This is a genomic window from Acidovorax sp. BLS4, from assembly GCF_032929295.1.
Taxonomy (GTDB): Bacteria; Pseudomonadota; Gammaproteobacteria; order Burkholderiales; family Burkholderiaceae_C; genus Paracidovorax.
Genome location: NZ_CP136797.1, coordinates 4,818,268 through 4,838,087, shown reverse-complemented (window position 1 = coordinate 4,838,087; position 19,820 = coordinate 4,818,268). Strand labels below are relative to the sequence as shown.

Below are 19,820 nucleotides of genomic sequence, written 5' to 3'. Positions count from 1 at the left end.
ATGAGCGATTAAATCAATTCATACAAGTGCGCCATCCACCCGGCACTTTAGAGGCAGATACTCCCTGTTGGGTCTTTCATATGTAACACCCATTGCGAATGCGGCCACTGCCCGGACGGCGCCGCACACCGATCACTGGCACTGCTTTTGCTGTGCATTTCGTTCAAAGGCCATCGGCCACGGAAAACACCATGCAGACCGCTTCGTTCTTCAAGACCCTCTCCATCTCCCGCCGTCTTTTCCTGGGGTTCGGCTGCATGCTGGCGCTGCTCATCGCGGTGGCCTTCGTGGCGCACGCCTCGCTGAACGAGGTCAACCAGCAGATGCAGCAGATGACCGGCGCCAGCGCCGCCAAGATGCGGCTGGTCAACAGCATGCTGGAGAACGTGAGCGCCATCGGCATCCAGGGGCGCTCGGCCGCGATGCTCGGCGAGGTCGATCCCAAGAGCGCGGACGAGCAGACCCGCCGCGTCGGCCAGGCACTACAGCGCTACGCGGCGCAGGAGACCGAGCTGGCCACGCTGCTCGACTCCGGCGCCACGCCAGCCGAACGCCAGCTGCAGACCGACATCCAGGCCCTGGCCCGCAAGACCCGCCCCGAGCTGGACACGGCGCTCAAGGCCATCTCCGACGGTGACACCGTGAGCGCCACGCTCTCGCTCATGACGCGCGTGGCCCCTGCCGAAGCCGCCTGGCGCGACAAGCTGGCCGAACTGGTGCAGCTGCAGAACAACCTCAACACCGAGGCCGCGGCCGGCGCGTCGCGCATGGAAAACCGGGCCCGCGCCATCGGCGGCGGGCTGGTCGCGCTGGCCATCGTGCTGGGCGCGCTGATCGCCTGGCGCACGACAGCCAGCATCACCCAGCCCATCGGACGGGCGGTGGTGGTGGCCGAACGCATCGCGCGCGGCGACCTCACCTCGCGGGTGGAAGTGCGCATCCAGGACGAAACCGGCCGGCTGCTGGACGCCATCGCCGCCATGCAGGAGCAGCTGCGCTCGCTGGTGGGCGGCATCGGCACCACGGCGGATTCGATCCTGCTGGCCAGCTCCGAAGTGGCCTCGGGCAACCTCGACCTGAGCCAGCGCACCGAGCAGACCTCGGGCAACCTGCAGCAGGCCGCATCGGCGCTGGAGGACCTGACGCACACCGTGCAGCAAAGCGCCGATGCCGCGCGCCAGGCCAACCAGATGACCGCCGCCGCCTCGCAGGTGGCCGAGCGCGGCGGCGAGGTCGTCTCGCAGGTGGTGCGCACCATGGATGTGATCAGCGCCAGCTCGCGCAAGATCGCGGACATCATCAGCGTGATCGACGGCATCGCCTTCCAGACCAACATCCTGGCCCTCAATGCCGCGGTCGAAGCCGCGCGCGCGGGCGAGCAGGGCCGCGGCTTCGCGGTGGTGGCCGGCGAGGTGCGCGCGCTGGCGGGGCGCTCGGCCGACGCCGCGCGCGAGATCAAGGCGCTGATCCTGGCCAGCGCCAATCAGGTGCAGGAAGGCACCACGTTGGTGGGCCACGCGGGCGCCACCATCGGCGAACTGGTGCAGTCGGTGCAGCAGGTGTCGGGGATCATGGCCGAGATCACCGCATCCGCCCGCGAGCAGAGCGACCGCATCGCCGAAGTGAGCCAGTCGGTGGGCGCGCTGGAGACCATGACGCAGCAGAACGCCGCGCTGGTGGAAGAAAGCAGCGCGGCCGCCGGCAGCCTCAAGGACCAGGCTGGCCGGCTCACGGACATGGTGGGCACCTTCCGCCTGACGCGCACCCCCGAATTGGCAGCGCCCGTCAGCCGCGCATGACCGCCTGGGCGTCCGGCGACCCCGGCGCCCGGATGGCGCGCCGCACGGGCACCTCGGCCTGCGCGGCGAACACGCTCTCGCGCAGCGCGGGCAGGTCCAGCACCCGCAGACCGCCATATTCCACGCAGATCGCGCCCTGCGCCTGCAGCTCGGCCAGCGCCTCGTTCACGCGCTGGCGCGACAGCCCCACCAGGTACGCCAGCTCCTGCTGCGTGATGCGCAGCACCTCGCGCACGCCCGGGTAGAGCACCGGATTGAACAGCGCCGCCAGGCTGCGCGCCACGCGCACGTCGGGGTTGCCCAGCCGGTCGATCTCGCGCGCGGCGATGAACTGGCCCAGCCGCTCGTTGAGCTGGTTCATCACGAACCGGTTGAAGCCGATGGAGTGGTCCAGCAGCCAGTGGAAGGTGTCGATGGGCAGGCCCGCCACCACGCTCTTGCGCAGCGCCTGGATGTTGTAGCGGTAGGGCTCGCGCTTGACCGCCGTGCCCTCGCCGAACCACCCGCCCGGGGGCACGCCGGTGAAGGTCATCGTCTGGCCCTGAGCGTTGTCGGTGCTCATCTTGAGCAGCCCCTCCACCACGCCGAACCAGTAGGTCACCGGCCGGCCCACGCGGCACACGTAGTCGCCCACCTTCGCATCGCCCACCAGCAGCGCGGCCACGGCGCGCTCGCGCTCGGGCGCGGACAGCAGCGCCAGCCAGGGAATGCCGTCCAGCTCCACCTGGGACGGCAGGCGGCGGCGCTGGTGCAGCGAAAGGTCATCGTTCATGGACTGCGAGCATGGCGCAGGAAGGCCGCTGGGCGATTGCGGGAATACCACGACGCGGACTGTTGCCGGGACGACAAAGAATCGGCCCGCTCGCGCCGATGATCCGCCCAAAGGCCACGGAGACACCATGCCAGAACTATTCCAACAGGCCCCCTGTTTCGCCCCGTCCGCCACGCCGGCCTCGCCCGCCGCGCGCCGCCGCCTGCTCGCGGGTGCGGCCGCGCTGGCCCTGCCCTGGATCGGCGCCGCGCCGGCGCGCGCACAGGGCACGGCGCTGCGCATCGCGCAATCCACCGCGCTCACCGGGCCGCTGGGCGACCTGGGCTCGGCCATGCACCAGGGCGCCAAGGCCGCCTTCGCCGCCATCAACGCCCAGGGCGGCGTGCAGGGCCAGGCGATCGAACTCACCACGCTGGACGACGGCTACGACATCCCCCGCGCGCTGGCCAACGTGGACAAATTCCTCGCCGACCGCGAGCAGTTCGCGCTCTTCAACTGCATGGGCACGCCCATGGTCGAGGCCATGCTGCCCAAGGTGCTGCCCTCGGGCATTCCGTTCTTCGCCCCGTTCACCGGCGCCATGCTCAGCCGCGTGAAGGGCGCGCACAGCGTGTTCAACGTGCGCGCCACCTACGCCGAAGAGGCCGACAAGCTGGTCCAGCACTTCTCCACGCTGGGCATCCGGCGCATCGCCGTGGCCTACCAGAACAACGCCTTCGGCAAGGAGGTGTTCAACGCCGCCCGCGACGCCATGGCCCGGCTGAAGCTGGGCGAACCGCTGTCCGGCACCGTCGAAAGCGATGCGTCGAACGCCGGCACCACGGCGCGCCAGGTGGCCGACGGCAACCCCGAGGCGGTGCTGATCGGCCTGGCCGGCAAACCGGCGCTGGAGTTCGTGAAAGCCTTCCGGAGCCTTCGGCGCGGCACCGCGCTGTATGCCACGTCCGTGATGGGCACCTCGGCCGCCGTCAAGGCCCTGGGACCGGATGCCGTCGGGCTCACCATCTCGCAGGTCGTGCCGCTGCCCACCAACGTGGTGGTGCCGGTGGTGCGCGAATTCCAGGCCGCCTGGAAAGCCGTGGGCGCCACGGCCGAGCCCTCGCACCTGGCGCTGGAGGGCTACATCAACGCCCGCGTGTTCGCCCAGGCCCTGCAGCGCGCGGGCCGCAACCCGTCGCGCGCCGCCTTCGTGGATGCGACCTGGAGCCTCAAGAACTGGGACCTGGGCGGCTTCGAAGTGAACGCCACCGGCCCGGAACGCAGCGCCTCGCGCTTCGTCGAGCTGACCCTCGTGGGGCGGGACGGCCGGTTCATCCGCTGAGCCGCTCAGCGGTCGCCGGCCCGCGATCATCGGAGCGCGGTGGACGAATCATTTGCTATTAAATATATAGCAATACAGGCATGCAATCCGCCGGCATGGGCCTGTTTTGGCCTGTACCAGCGCACCCGCTGCGCCCTCGACTTCGCCCTTGGCTTCGCCTTCACTGCGACGGCACGGCGTAGCGGTAGCCCCGGAATGCCCACACCGTGCGGGACGGCTCGATCTTCTCCAGCACCACGCCCGGCGCGGCCTGGTCGCCCTCGTGCAGCACCTGCCCATTGACGATGGCCATGCGGTAGGCCGGGTTGGCCGAATAGGTGGCGCCGCTGAACTGCATGGCCGGCAATTGCTCGCGCACGGACGGCGGCAGATCGCGCTGCGCCACGACGGGCTGGGCCGGGGCCTGGGCGGGCGGCGCCACGGCGGGTGCGGCCGGGGCCTGGGCCGGCGGCAGCAGGCGCGCGGTGGCCGCTGCCGCGGCCGAAGCGCGCGACAGGGGGGTGGACGCTGCGCGCTCGGCGGCGCGTTCGGGCGCAGGGGCCGCCGGCGCCGCCGGTGCAGGTGCCACCGCCGCCGAAGGCACGGCGACCGGGGCCACACGCTCCGGCCGCAGCGCCGGAGCGGGGGCTGGCGCCGGCAACGGGGCCACGCGGGTGCGGGCGGGTGCTTCGGCGGGTGCGGGGGCCGGCGCAGGCAAGGGCGCCGTCACCGCAGCGGCTGGGGCGGCCACCGGGCCTGCAGGGCTGGACGCGGGCGCGGCCGCCAGCCGCACCGGCTCGGACGGCACCGCCGTGCGGTGCGCGAACCACCAGGACGCACCCGCCGCCGCGCCGGCGACGGCCACGCCGGCCGCCAGCACCGGCAACCACGGCAGGGCGCCGGTGCGCGCCGGTTCGGCCGCAGACGGGGCGCCCGGCGCCGGCACGGCCGGCGTGTGCAGGCCGGGCACGGCGCCGCGGCCGCGTTCGGCTTCGGCGCGCCGCAGGGCGTCAAGGATGTAGGACATAGGATGGAAAAAAGTGCGTGGGGCGGTGCCCGCCGGGCGGGGACATCAAAGTGCGGAGAAGGCCTGGCATGGGCTAACTTGCAGTGCTCAGGCGCGGCTCGGCCACGCCCGCGGCGCGGTTGAGCAGCATCAGGGTCAGCGGTCCGGCGCGGCCATCGGGCACTAGGCCCTGCGCGACCTGGAAGCGCTGGATGCGGGCGCGGCGCTGCGCGGCTTCCGCCCGCGGGGCGCTGCGCGCGGCGGCGGCATCGGCCGCGGGCGGCAACTGGGCGTCCAGCCACGCCAGCGTGGCGGGCTGGTCGGCCAGATCGCTGCCGTCCTGCAGGCCCGGCGGCGCACGCCACAGCGTGGCGAACTCGCCGCGCCAGGCCTGCGCCAGATCGGCCAGGGGCACCTGCAGCGTGCGCCCCGCGCCCGACAGCGTGGCCACGGCGCCGTCCAGCCGGGACAGCACGACGGCCACCGGGCGCTCGTCCGCCGTGAACAGCGTGATCACGCCCGGCCGGTCGAGCTGGCGCACAAGGCCCAGCGCCGTGCGGCGCTGGCGAAAGCAGCGCAGGCCCTGGGAAGCCAGGCCCGCGCAAGCATCGGCTCCGGGCGCGGACGGGGCGCCCCAAGCCGCAGCCAGCGCGCGCCAGGCGTCGTGCTCGCCCTCGGGCTGCAGGGCCAGGAAGCCTTGCAGCGCCGAAGAGGGCACGGTGGCCGCGGCCGAGGCGGCGGGCAGGGAGGCCGCGTGGGAGGCCACCGGTGGCACCACGGAGGACGCCGGCCCGGCCGCCACCACCGGCCCCGGGCCCGCCACTGCAGCGCCCGTGGGCGGCCACCAGCCCAGCGCCCAGCCCGCGCACGCGACGGCCGCCGCACCGGCGAGGGCGCCGGCCCCCGCCACCGCCCATCGCGGCGCCCGAGCGGCGCCCGTGCGGGCGGCAGGCGCGGCATCGAACACCTCGCGCGCGGCCTGGTCCACGATGGCCTCGTTCACCTCGCGCACGCCGCCGGCATAGGCGCCGAGCAGCGCCCGGTCGCACAGCAGGTTGATGCGCCGGGGCACGCCGCGCGCCAGGGCATGCACGCGCTGCAGGGCGCGCGCCGTGAAAGGCAACGCGCCCTGCAGGCCGGCCACGGCCATGCGGTGGGCGATGTACTGGCGGGTTTCCTCGGCGCTCAGGGCGTCGAGGTGAAAGCGCGCGATCACGCGCTGGGCCAGTTGCTCCAGCGACGGGCCGGCGATCATGCCGCGCAGCTCGGGCTGGCCGATCAGGATGATCTGCAGCAGCTTGCGCTCGCTGGTTTCCAGGTTGGTGAGCAGGCGCAACTGCTCCAGCACATCGGCCGAGAGGTTCTGCGCCTCGTCGATGATGAGCACGTTGTTGCGGCCCGCCGCATGGGCCTGCAGCAGGAAGGCATTCAACGGGTCGATGCAGTCCTTGACCGTCTCGGAGCCCGGCACCGCCGGGGTGTGCGCCACGCCGAACTCGTCGCAGATGGAGCGCAGCAGCTCGCCCACCGTGAGCCGCGGATTGAAGATGTAGGCCACGTTGCAGTGCGCCGGGATCTGCTCCAGGAAGCACCGGCACACCGTGGTCTTGCCGGTGCCGATCTCGCCCGTCAGCAGCACGAAGCCGCCACCGGCGTCCAGGCCGTAGAGCAGGTGCGCCAGCGCCTCGCGGTGGCGGTCGCTCATGAACAGATAGCGCGGGTCGGGGGCGATGGAAAACGGCGCGTGCTCCAGGCCGAAAAACGGGGCGTACATGGCGGCAAGGATACCGCCCTGCCGTGGCGATCGCCCTGCGGCCGGCGCGCGGGTCAATCGTCTTGCAGCGGCAGCAGGCCCTGCAGTGGGGCGGGCGGCCAGCGGCCCGCAACGGCCCGGGCCTCGAACCAGCGGTGCATGGCCGCGTCTTCGAGCGCGTATTCGCCGCGCGCCGATTTCCACACCAGCGCGGGCATGCGCTGGCGCAGCGCCTCCAGCGCTTTCTGGGCCTGCGGCACCGTCACCGGGTGGCCGGCGTTGTCCCGGTAAAAGCGCAGGGCTTCGGCATCGTAGGGGCGAAAGCGCGGGCCCTGCTCCAGCATGCGCCACAGCACGGCCTGCTCGGTCGGCTTGAGGCCGAGGTAGTCGGACTCCATCTGCGCTTCGTCCTGCGCCTGCTGTTGCTGCGCGGCTTGCAGCAGCGCGGGCTCGAAGCGCCCGGTCAGCGCCGCCAGGGGGCTCAACACCTGTCCCAGGGCGGCCATGAAGAACTGCGGGCGGTCGCCGAAAACCTCGAACGCCTGCTGCAGCGCAGCCTGATCGACCGGCTTCAGTTCGGGCCGCTGGGCTTCGATCAAGGCGGCCACATGGGCGATGAAATCGGGACCCAGAGGAGGCATGCGCTGGATCTGGGATCCGTAGAATGGGGCCGCCGCCGTGTTCACCAAACGCAGCAGCTTGTCGCGGTCCGAGCCCGACATGACGAGCATCAGGTTCACCGCCCCGGGCCGGTTGAGCTGGTCGCGGGCCGATTTCAGGGCGGTCATCGCGGCCTCGCCGGCTTCGCTGGTCAAAGCGTGCTGCGCCTCGTCGATGATCAACGCCACGGGCTGGCCCGCCCGTTCGTGCAGAAGGCGCAGGGCTTCGGTCAAGGTCAGGCCATCCACCTTGCCGATCTTGCTGGTGTCCACCTCCAGCCCGCCGACCTTCACCTTGTCCAGGCCGGCCTTTCTGGCAGAGCGTGCGACGAGGCCCAGCCGGGGCTCCAGTGCGCGGGCGATGGCTTCCGCGATCAAACCACCCGGATCGCGCCGAGCGTCGGCCCACAGGTCCACATAGACCACCACCACGCCCGCGGCCTCCAGGGCCGGACGCAGGTCCCCTTGAAGAAAGGTGGATTTGCCGGTACGGCGCGGCGCGGCCAGGAACAGCCCGTTGTGGGCATCGCCCAGCAACGCCTTGCCCTGCAGCGCGGACACCAGCGCTTGTGCCAGGGCGGTCCGCTGGAAGGCAATCATCGCAAATATCCTCTTTTATCTCTGAAAAGATAGTTTATACAAAATGAGATAAACAGGGATATTTCTGGATGGCGCCCCGACTGAACGCCCCCTTTGGCGAGCCCGCGATCGGCCTTCATCGCGAGCAGGGTTACACCCGTCAGGAGTTTCCCGCAAATTGTCGTCGGCAAGACAAGAAGACGTCAAAGCGGTTCCTACCATCCGTTGCATCTCCATTGCATGGCTGCGCGCCCCGCCAGCAGCCTCGGCGGACACCACCGGTAGGAACAGGCATGACGACCACCTTCCCCCAACTGCTGCTGCGGCACGCCGCCGAACGGCCCACCGACGCGGCGCTGCGCGAAAAGGAATACGGCATCTGGCAGACCCACACCTGGTCGGGCCTGGCCGCGATGGTGGAGACGCTGTGCGCCGGCCTGCACCAGGCCGGGCTGCACGCGGGCGAGCACCTGGTGGTGGTGGGCGCCAACCGCCCGCGCCTGTATGCCACCATGCTCGCGGCGCAGTCGCTGGGTGCCATTCCCGTGCCGCTGTACCAGGATGCGGTGGCCGCCGAATGCATCTACCCCCTGAACAACGCCGAGGTGCGCTTTTGCGTGGTGGAAGACCAGGAGCAGGTGGACAAGCTGCTGGAGATCCGCGCGCAGTGCCCCGCCCTGTCGCACCTGTATTTCGACGATCCGCGCGGCCTGCGCAACTACAGCGAGCCGGGCCTGGCGTCGCTCGATGCCCTGGTCGAGGCCGGCACCGCCTTCGTGGCGCAGAACCCCGGCTGGTTCCGCACGCAGGTCGACCGGGTGCAGCCCGGCGACGTGGCGGCCATGTTCTTCACCTCGGGCACCACGGGCAACCCCAAGGGCGTGGTGCACACGCACGCCACCTTGCTCGACCGCGCGCAGGCCGGCGCCGAGTTCGACCGCCTGACGTCCGCCGAGGAGGTGCTGGCCTACCTGCCGCCCGCGTGGATCGGGCAGAACATCTTCAGCTACTCGCAGTGGCTGGCCTGCGGCTACGTGGTGAACTGCCCCGAGTCGGCCGGCACCGTCTCCATCGACCTGAAGGAGGTCGGCCCCACCTACTACTTCGCCCCGCCGCGCATCTTCGAGGGCCTGCTCACCAGCGTGATGATCCGCATGGAAGACGCGGGCGCGCTCAAGCGCAAGATGTTCCACGCCTGCATGGCGGTGGCCCGCCGCGTGGGCCCGGCGCGCATGGACGGCCAGCCCGTGGGCCTGCTGGACCGCATCAAGTACGCGCTGGGCGACCTGCTGGTCTATGGGCCGCTGCGCAACAACCTGGGCTTTTCGCGCGTGCGGGTGGCCTACACGGCCGGCGAGGCCATCGGGCCGGACCTGTTCACCTTCTACCGCTCGATCGGCATCAACTTGAAGCAGCTGTACGGCTCCACCGAGACGGCGGTGTTCGTGTGCCTGCAGCCCGACCACCAGGCGCGCGCCGACACCGTGGGCGTGCCAATCCGCGGCGTGCAGATCCAGGTGGCCGATAACGGCGAGATCCTCGTCAAGTCCGCCGGCCTGCTCAAGGAGTACTACAAGAACCCCACCGCCACGGCCGAGGTGCTCACGGCCGACGGCTGGTATCGCACGAGCGATGCAGGCTTTCTCGATGCGCACGGCCACCTCAAGATCATCGACCGCGTGAAGGACGTGGGCCGCATCCAGGGCGGCGCCAACGACGGTGCCATGTTCGCGCCCAAGTACGTGGAGAACAAGCTCAAGTTCTTTCCGTACATCAAGGAGGCCGTGGCCCTGGGCGACCGGCGCGAGAAGGTGTGCGCCATGGTCAACATCGACTTCGACGCCGTGGGCAACTGGGCCGAGCGCCGCAACCTGCCCTACGCGGGCTACACCGACCTGGCGCAAAAGCCCGAGGTGTACGAGCTGATCCGCGACTGCGTGGAGAAGGTGAACGCCGACCTCGCGGGCGATGCGCTGCTGGCGGGCAGCCAGATCAGCCGCTTTCTCGTGCTGCACAAGGAACTGGATGCCGATGACGGCGAGCTCACGCGCACCAACAAGGTCCGCCGCGGCTTCATCGCCGACAAGTACGGCACGCTGGTGGAGGCGCTGTACGCCGGCCGCACCGAACAGTTCATCGAGACGCAGGTCAAGTTTGAGGACGGCCGCACGGGCAGCGTGAGCGCCACGCTCAAGCTCAACGACGCCCGGACCTTCGCCCCAACGAAGCAGGCCGCCTGACCGCAACGCCGCAAGACCCCACCATGACCACCAAGAAGATCGGCGACGTCATCCTCGACGTCCAGAACATCAGCCTACGGTTCGGGGGCGTGAAAGCGCTCACCGACATCTCGTTCAACGTGCGCGAGCACGAGATCCGCGCCATCATCGGCCCCAACGGCGCGGGCAAGAGCTCGATGCTCAACTGCATCAACGGCGTCTATGCGCCGCAGGACGGCTCCATCACCTTCCGGGGCAAGACGTTCTCGCACATGAACTCGCGCCAGGTGGCCGAGATGGGCGTGGCGCGCACCTTCCAGAACCTGGCGCTGTTCAAGGGCATGAGCGTGATCGACAACATCATGTCGGGGCGCAACCTCAAGATCAAGAGCAACCTCTTCCTGCAGGCGCTGCGCATCGGCCCGGCCGAGCGCGAGGAGATGCGCCACCGCGCGTTCGTCGAACGCATCATCGATTTCCTGGAGATCCAGGCCTGGCGCAAGACGCCCGTGGGCCAGCTGCCCTACGGCCTGCAAAAGCGCGTGGACCTGGGCCGGGCCCTGGCGATGGAGCCGCAGGTGCTGCTGCTGGACGAGCCCATGGCCGGCATGAACGTGGAGGAAAAGCAGGACATGTGCCGCTTCATCCTCGACGTGAACGACGAGTTCGGCACCACCATCGTGCTCATCGAGCACGACATGGGCGTGGTGATGGACATCTCCGACCGCGTGGTCGTGCTCGACTACGGCAAGAAGATCGGCGATGGCACGCCCGACGAAGTGCGCAGCAACGACGACGTGATCAGCGCCTATCTCGGCACCTCGCACTGACCGGAGAACACACACCATGGCTTTCTTTCTCGAAACCCTGATCGGCGGCCTGATGGCGGGCATGCTGTATTCGCTGGTGGCCCTGGGCTTCGTGCTGATCTACAAGGCCTCGGGCGTCTTCAACTTCGCGCAGGGCGCGATGGTGCTGTTCGCGGCGCTCGCGATGGCCCGGCTGTCCGAATGGATTCCCCAATGGACCGGCATCGACAGCCGGCTGCTGGCCGGCATCGCGGCCTTCGTCCTGGCCGGCGCGCTCATGTTCGTGGTGGCCTGGTGCATCGAGCGGCTGGTGCTGCGCCACCTGGTCAACCAGGAAGGCGCCACGCTGCTCATGGCCACGCTGGGCATCACCTACTTCCTCGAAGGCCTGGGCCAGACGATGTTCGGCAGCGACATCTACAAGATCGACATCGGCATGCCCAAGGAGCCGATCTTCGCCCTCGAGTCGATGTTCGAGGGCGGCGTGCTCATCAACAAGGAAGACGTGATCGCCGCCGCCATCGCCGCGGGGCTGGTGATCCTGCTGAGCATCTTCTTTCAGAAGACCTCCACCGGCCGCGCGCTGCGCGCCGTGGCCGACGACCACCAGGCGGCGCAGTCCATCGGCATTCCGCTCAACCGCATCTGGGTGATCGTGTGGTGCGTGGCGGGCGTGGTGGCGCTGGTGGCCGGAATGATCTGGGGCAGCAAGCTGGGCGTGCAGTTCTCGCTCACCACGGTGGCGCTGCGCGCGCTGCCGGTGGTGATCCTGGGCGGCCTCACCTCGGTGCCGGGGGCCATCATCGGCGGGCTGATCATCGGCGTGGGCGAGAAGCTCTCCGAGGTGTACCTGGGGCCCTTCGTGGGCGGGGGCATCGAGATCTGGTTCGCGTACGTGCTGGCGCTGGTCTTTCTCCTCTTCAGGCCCCAGGGCTTGTTCGGAGAGAAGATCATTGACCGCGTGTAACCCATAACGACAAGAACACAGGAGACACGCCATGCTCTACCGCGAAAACGGACAGTTCAAGACCAGCTACCGCGCCGACCAGCAGATCTTTCCCATCGCGCAGGACCGCATCGCCATGGTGGTGCTGCTGGCCGTGGCCTTCATCGCCGTGCCGATGCTGGCGAGCGACTATTTCTTCCGCGCGATCCTGATCCCGCTGGTCATCATGTCCATGGCCGCGCTGGGCGTGAACATCCTCGTGGGCTACTGCGGGCAGATCTCGCTGGGCTCGGGGGCCTTCATGGCCGTGGGCGCCTACGGGGCCTACAACTTCTTCGTGCGCGTGCCGGGCCTGCCGCTCATTCCGGCCATCGTGCTGGGCGGGCTGTGCGCCACGTTCTTCGGCATCCTCTTCGGGCTGCCCAGCCTGCGCGTGAAGGGGCTGTACCTGGCGGTAGCCACGCTGGCGGCGCAGTTCTTCAGCGACTGGATGTTCCTGCGCATCAAGTGGTTCACCAACAACTCCGACTCGGGCTCGGTGTCGGTCAACGGACTGCAGGTGTTCGGTATGCCCATCGAAAGCGCGCAGTCCAAGTACCTCTTTTGCCTCGCCCTGCTCGTGGTGGTGGCGCTGCTGGCCAAGAACCTGGTGCGCGGCGCAGTGGGCCGCGAGTGGATGGCCATCCGCGACATGGACGTGGCCGCCGCGGTGATCGGCATCCGTCCCATGTACGCCAAGCTCAGCGCCTTCGCTGTCAGCTCGTTCATCGTGGGCATGGCCGGCGCGCTGTGGGCCTTCGTGCACCTGGGCGCGTGGGAGCCTGCGGCGTTCTCGGTGGAGGTGTCGTTCCGGCTGCTGTTCATGGTGATCATCGGCGGGCTGGGCTCGATCATGGGCGGCTTCTTCGGCGCGGCCTTCATCGTGGTGCTGCCCATCGTGCTCAACCAGTTCCTGCCCGCGCTGATGGGCCTGTTCGGCATCCACATCTCCACGGCCGGCGTGTCGCACGCCGAGCTGATGATCTTCGGCGCGCTCATCGTGTGGTTCCTCATCGTCGAGCCGCACGGCCTGGCCAAGCTGTGGTCCACGGCCAAGCAAAAGCTGCGCCTGTGGCCCTTCCCACACTGATCCACCCGGTTCCCCCCCGCGCTTCAATCCATTCAATTTCCAAGGAGAGACAAATGAAGCTTTCGAAACTCGTGATCGCCGCCCTCGTGGCGGCAGGCAGTGTGTCCGTGTCGACCAGCGCCGTCGCGCAGGCCAAGGAGCAGTTCTTTCCGCTGCTGTCGTACCGCACGGGGCCGTATGCGCCCAACGGCGTGCCGTGGGCCAACGGCAAGCAGGACTACATCAAGATGATCAACGCGCGCGACGGCGGCGTGAACGGCGTCAAGCTCACGTTCGAGGAATGCGAGACCGGCTACGCCACCGACCGCGGTGTGGAGTGCTACGAGCGCCTGAAGGGCCGCCCCGGCGTGGCGCTGTTCGATCCGCAGGCCACGGGCATCACCTTCGCGCTGACCGAAAAAGCCCCGGTGGACAAGATCCCGCTGATGACGCTGGGCTACGGCCTGTCGGTCGCGCAGGACGGCATGGCCTTCAAGTGGAACTTCCCCTTCATGGGCAGCTACTGGACGGGCGCCGACATCCTGATCCAGCACATCGGCAAGCAGGCCGGCGGGCTGGACAAGCTCAAGGGCAAGAAGATCGCGCTGGTCTACCACGACAGCCCGTTCGGCAAGGAGCCCATTCCGGTGCTGCAGGAGCGCGCCAGGATGCACGGCTTCGAGCTGCAGATGCTGCCCGTGACCGCTCCCGGCGTGGAGCAGAAGGCCACCTGGCTGCAGGTGCGCCAGAGCCGCCCCGACTACGTGCTGCTGTGGGGCTGGGGCGTGATGAACTCCACTGCCCTGAAAGAAGCGCAGGCCACGGGCTTCCCGCGCGACAAGCTCTATGGCGTGTGGTGGGCCGGCGCCGAGCCGGATGTGCGCGACGTGGGCGAAGGCGCCAAGGGCTACCACGCGCTGGCGCTGAACGGCTACGGCACGCAGTCCAAGGTGATCCAGGACATCCTGAAGAACGTGCACGACAAGGGCCAGGGCACGGGGCCGAAGGACGAAGTGGGCTCGGTGCTGTACACGCGCGGCGTGATCATCCAGATGCTGGCCGTCGAGGCCGTGCGCCGCGCGCAGGAGCGCTTCGGCAAGGGCAAGGTCATGACCGGCGAGCAGGTGCGCTGGGGCATGGAGAACCTCGCGCTCGATCAGAAGAAGCTCGACGCGCTGGGCTTCAACGGGATCATGCGGCCGCTGTCCACGAGCTGCTCCGACCACATGGGCTCCACCTGGTCGCGCGTGCACACCTGGGACGGCAAGAAGTGGGACTTCTCCTCCGACTGGTACCAGGCCGACGAGCAGATCCTGAAGCCCATGATCAAGGCCGGCTCCGACAAGTACCTGGCCGACAAGAAGATGACGCGGCGGGATGCGGCCGACTGCCAGAGCTAAGGACAACCCCCTGAGCCGCTGCGCGGCTTCCCCCTTCTCTGGCTTCGCTGTGCGAAGCGGAAGGGGGACGACGCCAGCGCCGCGGGGCGGCCCTTGCGCGGCGTCTGCTGGCGTGGGGCGCGCCGGTTTTTTGAGGCTGTGTTCACAGCCGCCAATCGAAAGCGTTGCACCGCAGCGCTTTCGATTGGCACAGCGAAGGCAACACCATGGAACCCAGAAACATCGTCCTGAACGTCAACGGCATCGAGGTCATCTACAACCACGTGATCCTCGTGCTCAAGGGCGTCTCGCTGCAGGTGCCCGAAGGCGGCATCGTCGCCATCCTGGGTGGCAACGGCGCGGGCAAGACCACCACGCTGCGCGCCATCTCCAACCTGCTGCAGGGCGAGCGCGGCGCGGTCACCAAGGGCAGCATCGAGCTGCGGGGCGAGCGCATCGAGAACCTCTCGCCCGCCGACCTCGTGCAGCGCGGCGTGGTGCAGGTGATGGAGGGGCGCCACTGTTTCGCCCACCTCACCATCGAAGAGAACCTGATGACGGGCTCGTACACCCGCACCAGCCGCGCCGAGATCGCGGCCAACCTGGAGAAGGTGTACGCGTACTTCCCGCGCCTGAAGACCCGCCGCACCTCGCAGGCCGCCTACACCTCGGGCGGCGAGCAGCAGATGTGCGCCATCGGCCGCGCGCTCATGGCCAACCCCAGCATGGTGCTGCTCGACGAGCCCTCGATGGGCCTGGCGCCGCAGATCGTGGAGGAGGTCTTCAACATCGTGAAGGACCTCAACACCAAGGAAAAGGTGACCTTCCTGCTGGCCGAGCAGAACACCAACATGGCGCTCAAATACTCGGACTACGGCTACATCATGGAAAGCGGCCGCGTGGTGATGGACGGCGCGGCGAGCGACCTGGCCAACAACGAGGACGTGAAGGAGTTCTACCTGGGCGTCGGCGGCGGCGAGCGCAAGAGCTTCAAGGACGTCAAGAGCTACAAGCGCCGCAAGCGCTGGCTGGCCTAGGTCCACCGCGAATCCGGCGCGCCGCGACCGCGCGGCGCAGTCCAGCCCACCATTTGCCTGTCTCCCATCCCCAGCACGCCCAGAACGTGCACCCCGGAGGTATATCCATGAGCGTTTTCTACGACGACCTCGAAACCCGCCCGCCCGAAGCCCGCGAAAGCGCATTGATGGCCGCGCTGCCCGCGCAGGTGGCGCATGCGCAGCGGGCCTCGCCCGCGTTCGCCGGCATCCTGCAGGGCATCGATCCGGCGGGCATCGCCACGCGCCAGGCGCTGGCCACCTTGCCGGTCACGCGCAAGCACGAGCTGCTCGCGCGCCAGCAGGCCGGCCGTGCCACCAACGTGTTCGGCGGATTCAGCGCGCTGTCGTTCGGCGCGGCCATGCCGCGCGTGTTCGCCAGCCCCGGCACGCTGTACGAACCGGAGGGCACGCGGCGCGACTACTGGCGCATGGCGCGCGCCATCCACGCCGCCGGCTTTCGGCCCGGCGAGCTGATCCACAACAGCTTCAGCTACCACTTCGTGCCCGCCGGCTCGATGATGGAAACCGGCGCCCATGCGCTGGGCTGCTCGGTGTTCCCGGGCGGCACGGGCCAGACCGAGCAGCAGGTGCAGGCCATGGCCGAACTGAAACCCGCGGGCTACATCGGCACGCCGAGCTTTCTCAAGATCCTGCTGGACAAGGCGGCCGAGCTGGGCACGCCGCTGCCCAGCGTGGGCAAGGCCCTGGTCTCGGGCGAGGCGTTTCCTCCCTCGCTGCGCGACTGGCTGGCCGGGCGGGGCGTGGCCGGCTACCAGTGCTATGCCACGGCCGACCTGGGCCTGATCGCTTACGAAACCACCGCGCGCGAAGGCCTGGTGCTGGACGAGGGCGTGATCGTGGAGATCGTGCGGCCCGGCACCGGCGACCCGGTGCCCGAAGGCGAGGTGGGCGAACTGGTGGTGACCACGCTCAACCCCGACTACCCGCTGATCCGCTTCGGCACGGGTGACCTCTCGGCCGTGCTGCCCGGCACCTGCCCCACCGGCCGCACCAACACCCGCATCCAGGGCTGGATGGGCCGGGCCGATCAGACCACCAAGGTGCGCGGCATGTTCGTGCACCCCGGCCAGGTGGCCGACATCGTGCGGCGCTTTCCGCAGGTGCTGCGCGCGCGCCTGGTGGTGAGCGGCGAGATGGCCAGCGACCAGATGCTGCTGCGCGTGGAAACCACCGAGACCGCCGCCGGCCTGGCCGTGCAATTGGCCGAGGCGATGCGCGAGCAGACCAAGCTGCGCGGCGAGGTCGAGATGGTGGCCCCCGGCACGCTGCCCAACGACGGCCGTGTGATCGAGGACGCACGCAGCTATCGATGAGCCCGGCAGCCGCCCACCGGATCGCCGCACCCGCCGCTCCCATATTAATAGCTGAAAAACCAATACAGACAAGCGCTGCAGGCCTATAAACCTTTAAACCCCTACACGTTACTGCTAAGTAATTACCTTGATGGCGGTGTAAAAACCGGTGGCTATCATGGCGCGTCTTTTCAAAGGAACCTCATGAAAACTACATTCAAGACCGCACTGGTGGCCGTTGCCGTGGCCGCCGCTTTCGGCGCGCAGGCGCAGGGTTTTCCCTCCAAGGACAAGACGGTCACGATCGTCGTTCCTTTCGCCGCCGGTGGCCCGACCGACCGCGTGGCACGCGATCTGGCGGAGGCCATGCGCAAGCCACTGGGTGGGGTGAGCGTGGTGATCGACAACGCCGCGGGCGCAGGCAGCAGCATCGGCACCGCCAAGGTGGCGCGCGCCAGTGCCGACGGCTATACCCTGCTGCTCAACCACATCGCCATGGCCACCATGCCGGCGCTGTACCGCAAGCTGCCGTTCAGCGTGCCCAACGACTTTGAATACCTGGGCGTCGTGAACGACGTGCCCATGACGCTCATCGCCCGCCCCACGCTACCCGCCAACAACTACAAGGAACTGGCCACCTGGATCGAGCAGAACAAGGGCAAGATCAACCTGGGCCATGCGGGCCTGGGCGCCGCGTCCCACCTGTGCGGCCTGCTGTACCAGAGCGCGATCAAGGTCGAGATGACCCCCGTGCCCTACAAGGGCACGGCACCCGCCATCACCGACCTGATCGGTGGCCAGATCGACCTGCTGTGCGACCAGACCACCAACACCACCTCGCAGATCGAGGCCAAGAAGGTCAAGGCCTACGCGGTCACCACGCCCAAGCGCCTCACCACGCCATCCCTCAAGGACCTGCCCACGCTGGCCGAGTCAGGCGTCAAGGACTTCCAGGTCACGATCTGGCACGGCCTGTACGCGCCCAAGGGCACGCCCGCCGACGTGCTCAAGAAGCTCAACGACGCCCTGAAGGCCGCGCTGAAAGACCCCGACTTCATCAAGAAGCAGGAAGGCCTGGGCGCCGTGGTGGCGGCCGACCAGCGCGTCGAACCCGCCGAGCACAAGAAGTTCGTGCAGGCCGAGATCGACAAGTGGGGCCCCATCATCAAGGCGGCCGGCACCTACGCCGACTGATCCGACTGATCCCACTGACGGGCCGGGCACTGCGCCACACGCAGCGCCCGCGCATCGCCCCGACCGCCCCTGGCCTTGCGCCCCGGGCGGTTTTTTTCTTGGGGCGTGCATTTTGCGAGGCGTGGAACGCGCTCCGGCCTACGGGTCATCCCTCTGCCCGCCTCGCGCAGCGGGGCCTACAACGGGGGATTGACCGCCAGCCCCAAGGACCGATCCCCATGCGCTTTTCCGCCACCCCGTCCAAGACCCTTCGACAGCCCTTTGCCACGCCGCGCCGCCGCGCACTGGCGCTCGCCGCCCTGCTGCTGGCCGCCGGCCTTTGGAACGCGATGCCCGGCGCCCACGCCCAGTCCGGCGCATGGCCCACCAAGCCGGTGCGCATCGTCGTGCCGTTCGCCCCCGGCGGCACCACCGACATCCTGGCGCGCGCCGTGGCGCCCGAGCTGGGCCGCGCCTTCGGCCAGCAGTTCATCGTGGACAACCGGGGCGGCGCGGGCGGCAACATCGGCGCCGAAGTGGTCGCCAAGTCGCCCGCCGACGGCTACACGTTGCTGATGGGCACGGTCGGCACGCACGGCATCAACCGCGCGCTGTACAGCAAGCTGCCGTACGACCCCATCAAGGACTTCGTGCCCATCACCCTGGTGGCGGCCGTGCCCAACGTGATGGAGATCAACGCCGACAAGGCGCGCACGCTGGGCATCCAGTCGGTGCCCGACTTCATCCGCTACGCCAAGGCCCACCCCGGCCAGCTGAACATGGCATCGAGCGGCAATGGCACCTCGATCCACTTGGCTGGCGAGCTGTTCAAGAGCATGACCGGCACCTACATGCTGCACATGCCCTACCGCGGCTCCGGCCCCGCGCTGCTGGACCTGGTGGGCGGCAACATGGACGTGATGTTCGACAACCTGCCGTCTTCCATGGCGCAGATCAAGGCCGGCAAGCTCAAGGCCCTGGCCGTGACCAGCGCCCACCGCTCGCCCGCCCTGCCCGATGTGCCCACGGTCGAAGAGGTCGGCGGCCCGGATCTCAAGGGCTACGAGGCCAGCTCGTGGTTCGGCCTGCTCGCCCCCGCCGGGACCCCGCCCGAAATCGTGGCCCGCATCCAGCAGGAAACCGCCAAGGCCCTGGCCACCCCGGCCGTCAAGGAGCGCCTGCTGGCGCAGGGCGCGATCCCCGGCGGCAACTCGCCGGCCGACTTCGCCAAACACATCGACAGCGAACACCGCAAGTGGGCGCAGGTGGTGAAGGCGTCAGGAGCAAAGGTGGATTGAGCCGCGGTGGCGCGGCCGCACGCCTCCCGGTGGGCGTTCAGTACGCGCTGACCGCCCGGGCGATCAACCCATCCGGATAGGGCTGCATGCCGTTTTCCAGCTGCACGATGGTGCGCATGACCGGCGGCAGGATCGCGGCGTTCAGGCAGATGAAGGCGTGCGGGCTGATGTCCAGGCTGCCGGCGACCTGCCGCACGTAGTCGCAGGGATCGCACTCGCCGCAGGCTGCCCAGCGGCGGATGATGCCGTCGATGGTGCACAGCTGGTACTTGGCCTGGTAGTTGCGCAGCAGCAGGGCCATGGCGCGCAGGCCCCAGTACGGCTCGCAGAACACCACGAACCGGGGGTCGGCCGACTGGTCCTCGGCCATGCCGCGCCAGCCGATGTGGTTGCGCACGATGTTGCCGGGATTGTGGTTGCGGATGCCGCGCGGAACGAGAGTCAACATGAAAAGCGGTGAGAACGCAGGATATGGTGCCCACGGTGGGGCGCTGGGCCCGGGTCTCGCGTCACGGTCGCTCGACCCCTGGCTTCGGACTCGAACTGTAGGTGCCCGGGTCCTGAAATTCACGCTTTCCATGCCGCGCTGAAGCAGGTTTCAGAACTTTTAAGGTCGGGCCGGCCCGATCGGCACCACGGGTGCCGCGCT

At 68.9% G+C, this 19,820-nt stretch carries 16 protein-coding genes; 11 read left to right on the top strand and 5 right to left on the bottom strand.

The window, feature by feature from the left end:
- Positions 1–191: 191 nt before the first annotated feature.
- Positions 192–1,799, top strand: coding sequence for a methyl-accepting chemotaxis protein (locus R1Z03_RS22300; protein ID WP_317355286.1), 1,608 nt, complete (start codon positions 192–194; stop codon positions 1,797–1,799).
- Here R1Z03_RS22300 and R1Z03_RS22295 read toward each other — a convergent pair.
- Positions 1,786–2,571 (bottom strand): Crp/Fnr family transcriptional regulator, encoded by a 786-nt coding sequence (locus R1Z03_RS22295; protein WP_284431645.1) that lies wholly within the window; start codon positions 2,569–2,571, stop codon positions 1,786–1,788. The genes R1Z03_RS22300 and R1Z03_RS22295 overlap by 14 nt on opposite strands.
- 127 nt (positions 2,572–2,698) lie before the next feature.
- On the opposite strand from R1Z03_RS22295, the gene R1Z03_RS22290 reads away from it, so the two are divergent.
- Positions 2,699–3,892, top strand: coding sequence for an ABC transporter substrate-binding protein (locus R1Z03_RS22290; RefSeq protein WP_317355282.1), 1,194 nt, complete (start codon positions 2,699–2,701; stop codon positions 3,890–3,892).
- Positions 3,893–4,052: 160 nt separating this feature from the next.
- Here the strand turns inward: R1Z03_RS22290 and R1Z03_RS22285 are convergent, their stop codons facing one another.
- The 3 genes from R1Z03_RS22285 to R1Z03_RS22275 all read right to left on the bottom strand — a co-directional run bounded on the left by R1Z03_RS22285 (position 4,053) and on the right by R1Z03_RS22275 (position 7,889).
- Complete coding sequence (locus R1Z03_RS22285) at positions 4,053–4,898, bottom strand: general secretion pathway protein GspB (RefSeq protein ID WP_317355279.1); 846 nt, start codon at positions 4,896–4,898, stop codon at positions 4,053–4,055.
- Positions 4,899–4,971: 73 nt separating this feature from the next.
- Positions 4,972–6,651: an AAA family ATPase gene (locus tag R1Z03_RS22280; protein WP_317355276.1), complete on the bottom strand. Its 1,680-nt coding sequence runs from the start codon at positions 6,649–6,651 to the stop codon at positions 4,972–4,974.
- A gap of 53 nt (positions 6,652–6,704) precedes the next feature.
- A complete protein-coding gene (locus R1Z03_RS22275; protein ID WP_317355273.1) occupies positions 6,705–7,889 on the bottom strand; it encodes an ATP-binding protein in 1,185 nt (394 codons plus the stop codon).
- A 272-nt stretch (positions 7,890–8,161) separates the two neighbouring features.
- Between R1Z03_RS22275 and R1Z03_RS22270 the strand changes: the two genes are divergently transcribed.
- The 9 genes from R1Z03_RS22270 to R1Z03_RS22230 all read left to right on the top strand — a co-directional run bounded on the left by R1Z03_RS22270 (position 8,162) and on the right by R1Z03_RS22230 (position 19,171).
- Positions 8,162–10,108, top strand: coding sequence for an AMP-binding protein (locus R1Z03_RS22270; RefSeq protein ID WP_317355270.1), 1,947 nt, complete (start codon positions 8,162–8,164; stop codon positions 10,106–10,108).
- Positions 10,109–10,131: 23 nt separating this feature from the next.
- Entirely contained in the window at positions 10,132–10,917 is a 786-nt protein-coding gene (locus R1Z03_RS22265) for an ABC transporter ATP-binding protein (RefSeq protein ID WP_284401399.1), read from the top strand.
- A gap of 16 nt (positions 10,918–10,933) precedes the next feature.
- Positions 10,934–11,863, top strand: a complete 930-nt coding sequence (locus R1Z03_RS22260; RefSeq protein ID WP_272567053.1) for a branched-chain amino acid ABC transporter permease — start codon at positions 10,934–10,936, stop codon at positions 11,861–11,863.
- Positions 11,864–11,894: 31 nt separating this feature from the next.
- The gene (locus R1Z03_RS22255) at positions 11,895–12,971 is read left to right on the top strand and encodes a branched-chain amino acid ABC transporter permease (protein WP_272567051.1); all 1,077 of its coding nucleotides are present in this window, start codon (positions 11,895–11,897) and stop codon (positions 12,969–12,971) included.
- A gap of 53 nt (positions 12,972–13,024) precedes the next feature.
- A complete protein-coding gene (locus R1Z03_RS22250) occupies positions 13,025–14,350 on the top strand; it encodes an ABC transporter substrate-binding protein (RefSeq protein WP_317355267.1) in 1,326 nt (441 codons plus the stop codon).
- Positions 14,351–14,556: 206 nt separating this feature from the next.
- The gene (locus tag R1Z03_RS22245) at positions 14,557–15,366 is read left to right on the top strand and encodes an ABC transporter ATP-binding protein (RefSeq protein WP_272567047.1); all 810 of its coding nucleotides are present in this window, start codon (positions 14,557–14,559) and stop codon (positions 15,364–15,366) included.
- A gap of 107 nt (positions 15,367–15,473) precedes the next feature.
- Positions 15,474–16,721, top strand: coding sequence for a phenylacetate--CoA ligase family protein (locus R1Z03_RS22240; protein WP_272567046.1), 1,248 nt, complete (start codon positions 15,474–15,476; stop codon positions 16,719–16,721).
- 183 nt (positions 16,722–16,904) lie between these two features.
- Positions 16,905–17,894 (top strand): tripartite tricarboxylate transporter substrate-binding protein, encoded by a 990-nt coding sequence (locus tag R1Z03_RS22235; RefSeq protein WP_284401408.1) that lies wholly within the window; start codon positions 16,905–16,907, stop codon positions 17,892–17,894.
- Positions 17,895–18,112: 218 nt separating this feature from the next.
- The gene (locus R1Z03_RS22230; protein WP_372588187.1) at positions 18,113–19,171 is read left to right on the top strand and encodes a Bug family tripartite tricarboxylate transporter substrate binding protein; all 1,059 of its coding nucleotides are present in this window, start codon (positions 18,113–18,115) and stop codon (positions 19,169–19,171) included.
- Between the two features lie 37 nt (positions 19,172–19,208).
- On the opposite strand, the gene R1Z03_RS22225 is transcribed toward R1Z03_RS22230, so the two are convergent.
- Positions 19,209–19,619 (bottom strand): structural protein P5, encoded by a 411-nt coding sequence (locus R1Z03_RS22225; protein ID WP_317355248.1) that lies wholly within the window; start codon positions 19,617–19,619, stop codon positions 19,209–19,211.
- Between the last annotated feature and the right edge of the window lie 201 nt (positions 19,620–19,820).

What these genes read in the sequence shown, in the direction of transcription:
- R1Z03_RS22300 (WP_317355286.1), top strand. Translation starts at nt 192, where the DNA reads ATGCAGACCGCTTCGTTCTTCAAGACCCTCTCCATCTCCCGCCGTCTT.
- R1Z03_RS22295 (WP_284431645.1), bottom strand. Translation starts at nt 2,571, where the DNA reads ATGAACGATGACCTTTCGCTGCACCAGCGCCGCCGCCTGCCGTCCCAG.
- R1Z03_RS22290 (WP_317355282.1), top strand. Translation starts at nt 2,699, where the DNA reads ATGCCAGAACTATTCCAACAGGCCCCCTGTTTCGCCCCGTCCGCCACG.
- R1Z03_RS22285 (WP_317355279.1), bottom strand. Translation starts at nt 4,898, where the DNA reads ATGTCCTACATCCTTGACGCCCTGCGGCGCGCCGAAGCCGAACGCGGC.
- R1Z03_RS22280 (WP_317355276.1), bottom strand. Translation starts at nt 6,651, where the DNA reads ATGTACGCCCCGTTTTTCGGCCTGGAGCACGCGCCGTTTTCCATCGCC.
- R1Z03_RS22275 (WP_317355273.1), bottom strand. Translation starts at nt 7,889, where the DNA reads ATGATTGCCTTCCAGCGGACCGCCCTGGCACAAGCGCTGGTGTCCGCG.
- R1Z03_RS22270 (WP_317355270.1), top strand. Translation starts at nt 8,162, where the DNA reads ATGACGACCACCTTCCCCCAACTGCTGCTGCGGCACGCCGCCGAACGG.
- R1Z03_RS22265 (WP_284401399.1), top strand. Translation starts at nt 10,132, where the DNA reads ATGACCACCAAGAAGATCGGCGACGTCATCCTCGACGTCCAGAACATC.
- R1Z03_RS22260 (WP_272567053.1), top strand. Translation starts at nt 10,934, where the DNA reads ATGGCTTTCTTTCTCGAAACCCTGATCGGCGGCCTGATGGCGGGCATG.
- R1Z03_RS22255 (WP_272567051.1), top strand. Translation starts at nt 11,895, where the DNA reads ATGCTCTACCGCGAAAACGGACAGTTCAAGACCAGCTACCGCGCCGAC.
- R1Z03_RS22250 (WP_317355267.1), top strand. Translation starts at nt 13,025, where the DNA reads ATGAAGCTTTCGAAACTCGTGATCGCCGCCCTCGTGGCGGCAGGCAGT.
- R1Z03_RS22245 (WP_272567047.1), top strand. Translation starts at nt 14,557, where the DNA reads ATGGAACCCAGAAACATCGTCCTGAACGTCAACGGCATCGAGGTCATC.
- R1Z03_RS22240 (WP_272567046.1), top strand. Translation starts at nt 15,474, where the DNA reads ATGAGCGTTTTCTACGACGACCTCGAAACCCGCCCGCCCGAAGCCCGC.
- R1Z03_RS22235 (WP_284401408.1), top strand. Translation starts at nt 16,905, where the DNA reads ATGAAAACTACATTCAAGACCGCACTGGTGGCCGTTGCCGTGGCCGCC.
- R1Z03_RS22230 (WP_372588187.1), top strand. Translation starts at nt 18,113, where the DNA reads ATGCGCTTTTCCGCCACCCCGTCCAAGACCCTTCGACAGCCCTTTGCC.
- R1Z03_RS22225 (WP_317355248.1), bottom strand. Translation starts at nt 19,619, where the DNA reads ATGTTGACTCTCGTTCCGCGCGGCATCCGCAACCACAATCCCGGCAAC.